Here is a 13,128-nt window from a genome sequence, read left to right on the forward strand (position 1 = left end):
AAACCTATTTAATCAAGATTTTATTGCAATGCAAAAAAGCAGATTGGCCTATTTAACATTGACAAAAATATAAAAAATAGATTTTAGTTACTACTTTTCGAGTAGTTGTTTTGGAAAACAAATATAATATTTGATTACTGATTTTGATAATGCTTTTAAATTCAACTGATCGGATGCTTCAACTACGTCTTCAATTGTCTTATCTTTCTTTAAAATACGAATAGGTTCAGCCTCTTTGCTGTAGGCTTGGTTCTTGATTTTTCCTTTGAAAATAAAATAATGAGCATCTTGTTGTGAAATAGCATTCTCTTTTGAAAATCGATCTAATAATTGCTGAATTTCTTCAATAGGAAACTTCTCACTACTCAATTTCACTTTAAGTAAATCTCTATTGATAATCATTTTACTTAATGAACTTAGAATAAAATCTTCGTTATGTTGCCAATTTTTTAATGCGCTAATAACATCATAATCATCTAATTGAGAGAACTCATTTAAAACAATACTGTCAAAGTCATATAACTCGACTTTATTTTGCATAAAAAACAATAATGGTTTGCTACATGGCAAAATAATTCCCTTTTGAGTCAACTCTTTGGCTCTTTTTAAAACCTTTGTTAGGATTAATTCGGCTACTAGACTGGTTTTATGTAAATAAGCTTGCCAATACATTAATCGCCTCGCCATTAAGAACTTCTCTACAGAATAGATTCCTTTTTCTTCTATAACCAATACATCATCAACAACATTCATCATTTGTATTAATCGATCAGAATTGATGTTACCTTCAGCCACACCAGTATAAAAACTATCGCGTTTCAGATAATCCATTCTATCCATATCTAACTGACTAGAAATAAGCTGCAACATGAACTTTCTATGGTAATCCCCTTTAAATATTTGAATAGCCAAAGCTAACTTTCCTTCAAACTCTTCATTGAGTTTTTCCATTAAAAGTAATGATATAGATTCATGATTTACATTTTCTACAATACTGTGTTCCATTGCATGCGAAAAAGGACCATGACCAATATCGTGTAACAAAATAGCAATAAACAACGCATTTTCTTCGTCTTCAGAAATGGATACGCCTTTAAAACGTAAAACTTCTATGGCTTTTTGCATAATATGCATACATCCTAAAGCATGATGAAACCGGGTATGATGTGCACCGGGGTATACCAAATAGGACATTCCCATTTGAGAGATGCGTCGCAACCGCTGAAAATAAGGATGCTGAATTAAATCGTAAAGTAAGGTGTTTGGTAAAGTTATGAATCCGTATATAGGATCGTTTAATATTTTTAGTTTATTGATTTGACTCACAAGTAATAATTTATGGAGAACAAATATAGGAAATTTAGCTGTTCGGTTTTAAATCTAGTATGAAAGTAATTTTTTACTAGCATTTATTGCTTTTTAAAATACAATTTTAAAGTTTGACTAATATTAAATAATCTATACAGATTATTATGGACGAAACATTGTTTAAATTTAAACAATTCAGGTAATGACTATCATGGGCATATTGTATTCTTTTAATCCAGAAGTTATTAAAAGTTGATTTAGGTTGAAGCCTAATTATGGCAAAATCTATACAAAATAGAATCAAAGAGAATTCCGTATAATTAGAGAGCATTTATTTTCAATTTGTTTTTTTTGACCATTCAAAATCATTTCTGCCATAATTTTTCCCATTGCCCTAAAATCAGTTGAAATAGTTGTGATTCCACTTTCAACTATTTTTTTTAATGGAGTTTCATTATAAGAAATGATCCCAAAATCACTACCTAGTTTCAAATTTTGAGATTTTGCCTTTTCTATTACACTTACTAAATCTCTATCATTTGGAATAATGTATACCTCACCAACTTTGATTTCTCTATCAGAGAATTCAGTAATTATTTCATTTTCAAATGAAAAATCATTACAGAAATTTTCAAATCCTTCTCTCATTCCTATCGGTTCTCGATAACCAGGGAAAATCAAAATCAAAATTTTATAGTTTAATAATTTATGTTTTCCTTTAAATAAAGCTTCAAAAATATCCTTCTTGTGATTTTGAAATACTGCAGGATATTGTTTAAGTTCGGAATGTGTTTGGTCTAATATATAGACTTCATTAACTGGTAGGGTTTTTATATAAAATTCGGCATTGACTAAATTAGTAGGCATGATAATATATTTAGTATAATTACCATTACTATCTTTAATCAGTTTTTCAAAAACTTGGATGTTAAAATGATGAAAATAAATATCGACCTCAACATTTCTTCCTATGTTTTCTAAAAAGGAATTATAGAGATCTTCTTTAAAGATATTCAACTCTTCAAAGAGTAAAAAAACACGCTGTTTTATCTTTATTTGTGTGCTTTTCACATAGTACCCTTTGCCAAGAACAGCAAATATTACCCCTCTTTTTTTTAAGTCTTCATAGGCTTGTAAAACAGTGTCCCGTGATAAAGAAAAAGCTGTGCAAACTTTATTTATTGAAGGAAGTTTCTCTCCTTTTACTAATTTTTCTTCTTCAATTGCTTTTTCAATAGATGAAATAATCTGCTTATATTTTGGAATACCACTATTACTTTGAACCGAAATTAGTTTCATAATCTTAAATTTTTGGCAAGATAAAAAAAACCGGTAGGTACCGGTGTGTTTTTTTTGAAAAAAAATATAATTTTGAAATTCTATTATTGATTATAAATTATGAAATCGCCACTAACAACGAGTTTGTTGCAAACAAACACCAATAAGTAAAAAGGCGATACCATATATGACCGCTGAAAAATTATAATTTACATATATGAAAATAAAAACGGAATTAGCATTTAAGTTAAAAACTATTGAGAAATTATTTGGTGTGATACCAAGTGGTGAATCTATTTTTTCATATCAATTAGCGAATAAAAACGGAATGAAATTAAATTTAATAAACCTCGGTGCTACAATCACGGAGTTATTAATCCCGCTTAAAAATGGCGAAAAAATTGACGTAGTTTTAGGTTTTGATGATTTAGAATCCTACTTAAAGTCTTTTGAATTAAAAAGTGCACCATATTTCGGAGCCACTGTTGGTCGATTTGCAGGAAGAATCAATAATGCGACTTTTGTCTCAAATGGCATCACAACGGTCTTGGATAAAAACAACAACGGACATTCGCTTCACGGAGGAAACAACGGATTTAGTCAAGCGATGTGGAAAGTAAAAGAAATAAATAATGCAGAAAATCCTTCTATAACTTTAACCCTATTTAGTCCAAATGGAGATTCAAAATACCCTGGAGACTTAACTGTTGATTTGACTTATACTTTATCTGAAGAAAACGAATTAATTTTAGAATATAAAGCGACTACAACTCAAGATACCATAGTTAATTTAACGCATCATAGTTATTTTAATCTAGATGGTCATTCATCTAATATTGAAGACCAAGAGTTATTTATAAACGCAAGTCAAATGCTAGAAACAACAAACGAGAACATTCCTACGGGGAGGTTTTTGGAAATTAAAAATAATCCATTTGATTTTTCAACTCCAAAAAAAGCACCATCTAAAATAGATAATACTTTTGTAATAGATACAAAAGACGAATTAGCGGCCTCTCTTTTTAACAAAAATAATAATTTAAAAATGACAGTTTATACCAATCAACCTGGAGTTCATATTTATGTAGGTGGTAACTGTTTTAATATGATAAAAGGAAAAGAAAAAGCCTCTTATCACCCTTTAAGCGGTATCTGTTTTGAAACGCAAAATTTTCCTGATGCTCCTAATCACAGCCATTTTCCTAATGCAGTTCTAAAAAAGGAAGAGAAATATGTTCACAAAACCATTTACAAATTTCAATCACTCTAAAATTTAAAATCAATGAATGATTTATTAGTAAAAACAACTACTGCTTTTTTTGAGAATACCTTTGGTAGCCCACCAGAAAAAATAGTGCTTTCACCAGGAAGAATCAATCTTATAGGGGAACATATCGATTATAATGACGGCTTTGTTTTGCCCGCAGCAATTGACAAAATTATATGTTTTGCTTTTGCAAAAAACAATTCAAAGCTTTCAAAAATTTATGCAATTGATTTAAATGAGGAATTTGAAGTTGATTTGACTAATCCTATTTTATTAAGCAATGTTGTTTGGACAAATTACATTTTAGGCGTTATCAAACAATTACAAGATAATGGCTTTTTGTTCGATGGCTTTAATTGTGTTTTTAGCAGTGATATTCCTGTAGGTTCAGGATTGTCTTCTTCGGCAGCGCTGGAATGTGGAACTATTTTTGGAATCAAGGAGCTCTTCAACTTATCAATTCCAAAGGTGAATATTGCCTTAATGGGACAAAAAGCGGAACATTGGGTTGGAATCAATTGCGGTATCATGGATCAGTTTTCAAGTGTAATGGGACAGGAAAACAAAGTAATAAAAATTGATTGCAGAACTTTGGATTATGAATATCATGAAGCTAACTTCAACGAATATTCCTTGATTCTATTTGACAGTAACGTAAAACACTCTTTAATGACATCTGCCTATAATGAAAGAAGACTTCAATGTGAAGAGGGGATAGCCATTCTAAAAAATAATTTTCCAGAAATAAGCAGTTTCAGGGATTGTACTAAAAACCATGTGCTCAGTTTGAAAGAAAAAATGAGCGAAAATGTTTTCAAGAGAAGTCTTTTTGTAGTCAAAGAAATAAAGCGAGTGAGTCTTGCATGTGAAGCATTGGACAACGGAGATATTCAAACTTTGGGAAAACTAATGTTCGAAACGCATCAAGGATTATCCGTTGATTATGAAGTGAGTTGCGCTGAATTAGATATGATAGTTGACACTTTAAAGTTAGAAAAAGCAGTTATAGGTTCACGAATGATGGGTGGCGGTTTTGGCGGTTGCACTATCAACTTGATTAAAAAAGGAGAAGAAGAAGCTATAAAATCAAAACTTTCTAAATTGTATTTAGAAGCTTTTGGAATTGAATTAAAAATTTATGATGTTAAAATTGGAAACGGAACATCATTATGTAAAGAAAATTAAGATGAAGAAATTTGATATACACGAAGATCCGCATAGACGCTTTAATCCGTTAATCAACGAATGGGTATTGGTATCTCCTCACCGGGCAACAAGACCTTGGCAAGGGCAAAACGAAAAAATTCATACGGATGCACTTCCAGAATATGATCCTACTTGCTATTTATGTCCTGGAAATGTTCGTGCCAATGGGGAGAGTAATCCAAAATATGAATCCTGCTTTGTTTTTGAGAACGACTTTTCAGCCGTAAAACAAGAGCCTATTTTCTTTGAAGAAGACTCTAAACCTACATTCTTTAAAGCAAAACCAGAACGTGGAATTGCCAGAGTGGTTTGTTTCTCTCCAAGACACGATTTGACTTTGCCAGAAATGGAAATTTCCTCAATAGAAACAATCATTATAACTTGGCAAAAGGAATATACTGATCTAGGAAGTGTTGATTACATTAACCACGTTCAGATTTTTGAAAACAAAGGAAGTGTAATGGGATGTAGTAATCCGCATCCACACGGACAAATATGGGCTCAATCTTCGTTACCAACTCAAGTAGAGAAAACGCAAAATAGTCTAAAAGCCTATTATGATAAAAATCAAAGCAATCTTTTGATTGATTATTTACAAGAAGAATTAAAATTAAAAGAACGCATCGTAATTGAAAATGAACATTTCGTGGCATTGGTTCCTTTTTGGGCAATTTGGCCGTTTGAAACGATGATAATTAGTAAAAGACATATTACCAAAATAACTGCATTTACAGATGAGGAAGTTACAGCTTACGCTAGTATTCTTAAGCAATTAACTATAAAATACGATAACCTATTTGAAACTTCATTCCCTTATTCTTCAGGAATTCATCAAGCACCAACAGACGGGGAATTACACCCAGAATGGCAATTTCACATGCACTTTTATCCGCCTTTATTGCGTTCAGCATCTGTAAAGAAATTTATGGTAGGATACGAAATGATGGGAGAAGCACAAAGAGACATTACACCAGAAAAAAGTGCTACGGTCTTAAAAGCATTACCTGAAGTGCATTATAAAAATAAATAAAATGAGTAAGATAGTTGTTACAGGCGGTTTAGGTTTCATAGGTTCCCACACCGTTGTAGAATTGCAAAACCAAGGTTTTGAAGTAGTAGTTATAGACAATCTTTCTAATTCCTCGATTGATGTTTTGGAAGGAATCGAAAGAATTACGGGTAAGAAAACAATTTATTCCGGAATCGATTTAAGGGAGAAAAAAGCCGTTCAAGCTTTCTTCAAGGAACACAATGATATTGCTGGTGTGATACATTTTGCAGCCTCGAAAGCAGTGGGGGAAAGTGTTAAGAATCCTTTGTTGTATTATGAAAACAACTTAGGTGCTTTAGTTTATATTTTGCAAGAATTAGAGAAGAAGAAAGAAGCTCATTTTATTTTCAGTTCATCTTGTACGGTTTATGGTCAAGCCGAAGTTATGCCTATAGCCGAAACAACTCCTATACAACCCGCTTTATCTCCCTATGGAAATACAAAACAGATTGGTGAAGAGATTATTGCCGATGTAGTGAAAGTAAGCGATCTAAACGCCATTTTACTTCGTTATTTCAATCCTATTGGATCACATCCTTCTGCTGAAATTGGTGAGTTACCTATTGGGGTACCACAAAATTTAGTTCCATTTATCACTCAAGCAGGAGTAGGTTTGCGAGCAGAATTATCAGTTTACGGAAACGATTATCCAACACCTGATGGTACTTGTATTCGTGATTACATTCACGTGGTAGATTTGGCGAAAGCACACGTAATTGCTTTAAAGCGTTTATTAAATAGAGAAAATGCAGATCCTTTAGAAATTTTCAATCTAGGCACAGGAAAAGGAAGTTCAGTACTAGAAGTAATTACCTCTTTTGAAAAAGGGAGTGGTCAAAAATTACCCTACAAAATTGTGGCAAGAAGAGAAGGAGATGTGACAGAAGCTTATGCCAACACCGATAAAGCAAATACAATTTTGGGATGGAAAACAGTATCTACATTAGATGAAGCAATAGCAAGTGCCTGGAAATGGGAGCAGAAGATTAGAGGTAACTAAATAATTTAGTTATACCTAATAGAATAAAACAAATATATTATGAAAGTTAAAGCAACTCTAAAACAAATAGCAAAAGAATTAAATGTTTCAGTTTCTACTGTTTCAAAAGCGCTTAATGATAGTCCAGAAATTAGTGAAAATACAAAAACAAGGGTTAAGGAATATGCCAAGCTTAAAAATTATAAACCCAATATCATTGGTCTGAATTTAAAATACAGAAAAACAAAAACTATTGGTGTTATTATTCCTAATATTCTAAATTCCTTTTTCGCAAAAGTTTTTAGCGGAATCGAAAAAGTAGCAGACGAACACGGTTATAAAGTAATTACTTGTATTTCTAATGAATCATTAGAAAAAGAAATAAATACATTAGAGATGTTAAGTAATGGAACAATAGATGGATTTATTTTGTCCGTTTCAGAAGAAGCTCAAAAGTTAAACAAGTTCAATCATTTTACAGCAATTATAAACGAAGGAACACCTATTGTAATGTTTGACAGAATCGCTGACGAAGTAGATTGTGACAAGGTAGTTGTCGATGATTTTGATTCGGCGCTTCATGCAACGCAACATTTAATAGATATAGGATGCAAGAACATTGCTTTGCTTTCTTCTGTGGATAATATAAGTGTTGGTAAACTAAGAGCCGAAGGATATCTAAAAGCATTGAAAAATAATAATATTGTTGCAAATAATAATATAATTCTCAGAACGGATTCTGAAGATGAATTGAAAGATAAGATTGACAATATATTTGATACAAATACAATTGATGGGATTTTTGCTTTAGATGAAAATGACTCTGTAGCGGCATTACGAATTAGTATTAAAAAAGGGTTTAAAATACCTAAGGATATTTCGATAATAGGTTTTGCAGATGGTATTCTAGCTTCAAGGAGATTGTCCCCAAGTTTGAGTACAGTAAGTCAACATGGGCCAGAAATTGGAGAAGCTGCTGCCAAGTTACTAATCGATAGACTTGAGAGTAAAGAAGAGAATCTCCCTTATAAAACAACGATAATCAAAACCGAATTAAGAGAAAGAGAATCGACCAGGAAACTTAAAACAGTTTCTTTATTTTAATTTTAGAAGATACAATTGAACATTTTTTTATTAATAAACTAATTAACCATGAACAAAAACCTTGAATTCGCAGATTACGCTGTTTTTATTATTTATTTTATCATAGTATCTTTATATGGATACGCGATCTATCGCAAGCGCGAAAAAAACGAACACGATGCTAAAGCTTATTTCCTTGCAGAAGGAACATTAACCTGGTGGGCTATTGGAGCTTCACTAATAGCTTCAAATATTTCGGCCGAACAATTTATTGGAATGAGTGGCGAAGGTTTCTTTTTAGGAATTGCTGTTGCAGCTTATGAATGGGTTGCCGCCATTGCATTAATTATTGTTGCCGTATGGTTCATTCCTGTTTACTTGAAAAACAAGATTTATACCATGCCACAATTCTTAAAAACACGATATAACGAATCTACCGCTTTGATAATGGCTGTTTTTTGGTTGTTTTTGTATGTTTTTGTGAACTTAACATCTATTTTATACTTAGGAGCAGTTGCCATAAACGGATTGGCGGGAGGTGAATATCTTCATACTATAATGATAGGATTAGCATTTTTCGCTTTAATTATTTCCTTAGGAGGTATGAAAGTTGTGGCTTATACCGATGTTATTCAGGTAGCTGTATTAATCATTGGAGGATTGGCTACTTCTTATATTGCTTTAACAACTGTTGGACATTATTTTGGTTTTGGAGAGAATGCAATCGCAGGTTTCAAAGTATTGATGCGAGAAGCTCCTGAACATTTCAAAATGATTATTCCTAGACCTACAGAAACATCTTCTCAATTAGAAATCAATAAATACCTAACTTTCCCTGGGATTTTATCTTATTTAGCGGGTATTTGGATTATCAATCTTAACTATTGGGGTTGTAACCAATATATCACTCAAAGAGCATTAGGAGCTGATTTGCAAACGGCTCGTACAGGAATTTTATTTGCAGGGATATTAAAATTATTAATGCCTGTTATTGTAATGTTACCAGGTATTGCCGCTTATGTACTGTATCAAAATGGACATTTAACACAATTGGTCGGTGGAAAAGACGGAGCCTATTCAGCAATGTTAACTTTTCTTCCTACAGGTTTAAAAGGGTTGTCTGTTGCTGCTTTAACAGCGGCTATTGTAGCCTCATTAGCCGGTAAAGTGAATAGTATTTCTACTATCTATACTTTAGACGTACACAAAAAATACATTCAAAAAGGAGCGTCGGATAGAGCTCAGGTAAACATAGGTAGATATGCAGTTTTTGCAGCTATGCTTCTTGCAGTTCTATTTACTTGGGATGATGTTTTAGGAATTGGAGGCGTAGGCGGTTTTACGTATATCCAAAAATATACTGGATTTATTAGCCCAGGAGTATTTGCTATGTTTTTTCTTGGTATGTTTTGGAAACGTACAACAGGAACAGCGGCAGTAGTAGGTGTAATTTCTGGCTTTTTATTGTCGGTTTTATTCAATGAATATGCTCCAATGTTATTTGGAAATGAAACTTTATTATATACAGCTTGGCCTAATGGAAAAGGTGGTTTCGAGATACCTTTTCATATTTGTATGGGATTGTCATTTGTGTTTACGATGCTTCTTATGATCGCTGTAAGTTTTGCTGGTCCAAAAGTGAATCCAAAAGCATTCGAATTAGATACCACAATGTTTAAATTAAAACCTCAAACGACAGTTTTGATTATCATAACGTTATTAATCATTTTTGCATTGTATGCTAAGTTTTGGTAAACAGTTGTTTTTTAAAACAGTAACTTATTACATGAGGATAGTAAAAGTAATACTTCCTTGCTATGGTTTTAAAAAAGAACAAATTAAAGATTTTGAGCTTGAAAATATTTCAAATATTTGATATTCAAATTATTGATTTTTTCAGAATTGGTCGGGGTTATAACCCCTCATCACCCGCAGAAAACTCCTTAAGAAATTATGGAGTTTTTTTTTATATCAATTCTAAAACTCNAAATTTTAAGAAAATAAAAGTCCTTACCCATGAAATAACAAGCTATTTGAATTTCATTTAAAAGAGAGTTCACTACGGCCTTGTGTTCAAGACTACTTTCAGTACCAAGTTCAAACATATCGCCTAAAATCACAATCTTGTTTTCTCTTTCCAACTGAATAAAGTTAGAAATTTCAACAGCCATACTACTTGGATTTGCATTATAAGCATCCAGAATTATCTCATTTGTATTTTTATAAATCAATTGAGATCTATTATTTTCAGGAATATAATTCTCAATTGCTGATTTGATATCATTTTCGGGGATATTAAAATATTTTCCAATAGTAATTGCAGCATTAATATTATTGGCATTATATAAACCTATAAGGTGCGTTTGAATACTTATATTTGAAAAAGTGATTGCTACAAATGGAATAGCCATTATATCTAAAATAGTGACATCGGCTTCTGCTTTATTAAATCCAAAAGAAAAGGTTTTCAAATTTTTTGTTTTGTCAACCTGTATTGAATCCTCTAGATTTATAAAAAACGGTTTTATTTGACTTAGAAAATAGCATTGAAAAAATTAAGATTAAAAACCTTTGCCAATTAATAGTTGAGCATTCAAGTTTACAAAATCTATATTTTTTTTGATATGACAAAGATAAAAATGTATTTAAAAGTGTTATGTTCTACAAAGAAAAATACAAAAGGTATAATATATTAGCAGAAATCAAATATATTAATGTATTTTATATTGAAAAAAATGTATCGATTTTCATTTTGATGTGTAAAATCTTCCTAAAAAAGTTGAATAACTTTATAGTATTTTGATAAAGAAGTACCGTTATTATAAAAAATCAAATCCTTTACTTCGGAAAATTAAAATTTGTTTGTTTTATAAAGTTCAAATCACTTCTTTTGTTGTTTAAAAAAACTAAAATAGTTTATTCAACCGGTTAATTGTAATTAGTTTTTGAGGATTATTTTTCGTCAGTTCGATTGATTTTTACCAGAAAATTGATTTGTTTTCAGAAAAAGTTCAATAAAATTAGTATCTCATTTTTTGAAATTTAAAGATTGTTTTATTGTTGATAATATGTCTTTATACATGTGCATATTTGCTTGTCATCGAAGAATTAAAATTTGTAAAAAAGAGTTTGTAACAGATCCATCAAAAGGATTTTATGTTTTACAAAACACTTGGTTTTATGGATATAAACTTCACTGAGTTTATACTAAATCTGGCATTTTTCTTTAATTAGATATTACAAAAGCAGAAGTTAACGATGTTCATTTTTTGAAGAATTAAAAAGAATAAATGTCTGATTTTATATTACTTGCAAATACAGATTGTTTATAAAAGATTCTTCAATTTGATTTATTTAAAACAGTAAATATTAATTTAAAAACGCCTAAATGGAAAATTCAGAAAGACTGTAAACCACAAGCATATATCTTTAGATAATCAAGAAAAAGAATTGAAACATTATTTTCATAATTGTGTAACCAGTTCAAAATTAGAAACAATCATGCTAAATCTATTGAAGGATTAAAACACGAATTTTTGCAAAAAAAACATTATTAACATTGGTTCAATTTTTCAATAAATTTATTTTTGATAGACCAAAACAATATTAAGAATCAAATAATTTAAATATAACCGACGCGTTAATAAAATAGAAAATCTACATAATCTAAATAAATTTACCTTTTGATTTAATATTTTTCAAAACATTTTTTGACGAGTTTTAAAATATTTGAATGGGGTCTTAATCTTTTGTCCTGCACCTAAAATGTTACTATATAAGCACGTTTTAGAACCTTAATTGTAAATAAATATGAAAACAGCTATTACAAAATTTCGATTAATTTTAATGTCAATAATCACATCGCTAATTAATTCCTGCACTAGTGCACAACCTTCAGAAACGATTGGTCTTCTCGAAACATCTTCAAATTTTACCCTTTCAAAAGGTGCTGATGTGAGTTGGTTAACTCAAATGGAAGCCACAGGGTATACTTTTTATGATGCTGATGGCAGCAAAAAAGATGGTTTACAATTGCTTAAAGAAATGGGGATGAACACGATTCGGCTTCGAGTTTTTGTGAATCCATCCAATGATAAAACCAACGGCCATTGTAGTCCTGCAGAAACTGTGGCGATGGCGGTTCGTGCTAAAAATATGGGAATGCGCATAATGATTGACTTTCATTATAGTGATACTTGGGCCGATCCGGCTCATCAAACCAAGCCAACTGCTTGGGCAAGTCATACTTTTGAAGAATTGAAGAATGATGTATTTACTCATACTTATGATGTTTTGAAAGCTTTAAAATTGGCAGGTGTAACTCCAGAATGGGTACAGGTGGGCAATGAAATTCCGAATGGCATGTTATGGCCTGAAGGTAAAATTGAAAATAATCAAAATTGGAATCAATTAGCAACTCTTTTAAACAAAGGCTACGAAGCAACAAAAGCTATAAACTCATCAATTAAAGTAGTTGTTCATATTGACCAAGGAAATGACAATGGAAGGTTTAGATGGTTTTTTGACAATATCAAAAACAATAATGTAAAATATGATGTAATAGGAATGTCTTATTATCCGTATTGGCTAGGATATGAAGCGGGTAAAGAAAATCTAAAAGATTACACTGTTACGATTGCCAATCTCGAACAGAATATGAAAGACATGGTTTCTAGATATAATAAAGAAGTAATGGTAGTTGAAGTAGGAGGCTATTATACTTTAGTTCAAAACACAAAAGACATGCTTACTGATGTTATAAAAGCAGTAAAAGCAGTTCCAAATAATAAAGGTCTTGGGGTAATTTATTGGGAACCTCAAGGCGAGAAAAGTTGGAGTGGGTATCCATTGAATGCATGGCAATCTAATGGAAAACCTTCACCTGCACTAAATGCTTTTAAAGATTAATTTTAATATAAGACAACAATGAAATTTATTTTACGAAACCTATTCTTT

The 13,128-nt window shown here is 31.3% G+C and carries 10 protein-coding genes and 1 pseudogene; 8 read left to right on the plus strand and 3 right to left on the minus strand.

Annotated features, from left to right (window positions below; translation table 11 throughout):
* Positions 1–90: 90 nt before the first annotated feature.
* Both ACFQ0S_RS10070 and ACFQ0S_RS10075 read right to left on the minus strand, forming a co-directional pair.
* Complete coding sequence (locus ACFQ0S_RS10070; RefSeq protein ID WP_379756910.1) at positions 91–1,326, minus strand: HD domain-containing protein; 1,236 nt, start codon at positions 1,324–1,326, stop codon at positions 91–93.
* 282 nt (positions 1,327–1,608) lie between these two features.
* Entirely contained in the window at positions 1,609–2,607 is a 999-nt protein-coding gene (locus ACFQ0S_RS10075; RefSeq protein WP_379756907.1) for a GntR family transcriptional regulator, read from the minus strand.
* A 196-nt stretch (positions 2,608–2,803) separates the two neighbouring features.
* On the opposite strand from ACFQ0S_RS10075, the gene ACFQ0S_RS10080 reads away from it, so the two are divergent.
* The 6 genes from ACFQ0S_RS10080 to ACFQ0S_RS10105 are packed head-to-tail and all read left to right on the plus strand — an operon-like array spanning position 2,804 to position 9,927.
* A complete protein-coding gene (locus ACFQ0S_RS10080; RefSeq protein WP_379756904.1) occupies positions 2,804–3,856 on the plus strand; it encodes an aldose epimerase family protein in 1,053 nt (350 codons plus the stop codon).
* 12 nt (positions 3,857–3,868) lie between these two features.
* Positions 3,869–5,038: a galactokinase gene (gene galK / locus ACFQ0S_RS10085; protein WP_379756901.1), complete on the plus strand. Its 1,170-nt coding sequence runs from the start codon at positions 3,869–3,871 to the stop codon at positions 5,036–5,038.
* Between the two features lies 1 nt (position 5,039).
* Positions 5,040–6,089, plus strand: coding sequence for a UDP-glucose--hexose-1-phosphate uridylyltransferase (locus tag ACFQ0S_RS10090; protein WP_379756898.1), 1,050 nt, complete (start codon positions 5,040–5,042; stop codon positions 6,087–6,089).
* A gap of 1 nt (position 6,090) precedes the next feature.
* Positions 6,091–7,110, plus strand: coding sequence for a UDP-glucose 4-epimerase GalE (galE, locus tag ACFQ0S_RS10095; protein ID WP_379756896.1), 1,020 nt, complete (start codon positions 6,091–6,093; stop codon positions 7,108–7,110).
* A gap of 39 nt (positions 7,111–7,149) precedes the next feature.
* Complete coding sequence (locus tag ACFQ0S_RS10100) at positions 7,150–8,193, plus strand: LacI family DNA-binding transcriptional regulator (RefSeq protein WP_379756893.1); 1,044 nt, start codon at positions 7,150–7,152, stop codon at positions 8,191–8,193.
* A gap of 48 nt (positions 8,194–8,241) precedes the next feature.
* Positions 8,242–9,927: a sodium/sugar symporter gene (locus tag ACFQ0S_RS10105; RefSeq protein ID WP_379756890.1), complete on the plus strand. Its 1,686-nt coding sequence runs from the start codon at positions 8,242–8,244 to the stop codon at positions 9,925–9,927.
* A 188-nt stretch (positions 9,928–10,115) separates the two neighbouring features.
* Here the strand turns inward: ACFQ0S_RS10105 and ACFQ0S_RS10110 are convergent, their stop codons facing one another.
* Complete coding sequence (locus ACFQ0S_RS10110) at positions 10,116–10,583, minus strand: glutamate ligase domain-containing protein (protein ID WP_449267404.1); 468 nt, start codon at positions 10,581–10,583, stop codon at positions 10,116–10,118.
* A gap of 571 nt (positions 10,584–11,154) precedes the next feature.
* Here ACFQ0S_RS10110 and ACFQ0S_RS10115 point away from each other — a divergent pair.
* Both ACFQ0S_RS10115 and ACFQ0S_RS10120 read left to right on the plus strand, forming a co-directional pair.
* A pseudogene (locus ACFQ0S_RS10115) lies at positions 11,155–11,798 on the plus strand (transposase); the annotation flags it as partial.
* A gap of 184 nt (positions 11,799–11,982) precedes the next feature.
* Positions 11,983–13,080 carry a glycoside hydrolase family 53 protein gene (locus tag ACFQ0S_RS10120; protein ID WP_379819090.1) on the plus strand — a complete coding sequence of 366 codons (1,098 nt, stop codon included), beginning with the start codon at positions 11,983–11,985 and terminating at the stop codon, positions 13,078–13,080.
* Positions 13,081–13,128 lie beyond the last annotated feature (48 nt).

Origin of the sequence: Flavobacterium myungsuense, assembly GCF_042677265.1 — a bacterium.
In the GTDB taxonomy this organism is placed as follows: domain Bacteria; phylum Bacteroidota; class Bacteroidia; order Flavobacteriales; family Flavobacteriaceae; genus Flavobacterium; species Flavobacterium myungsuense.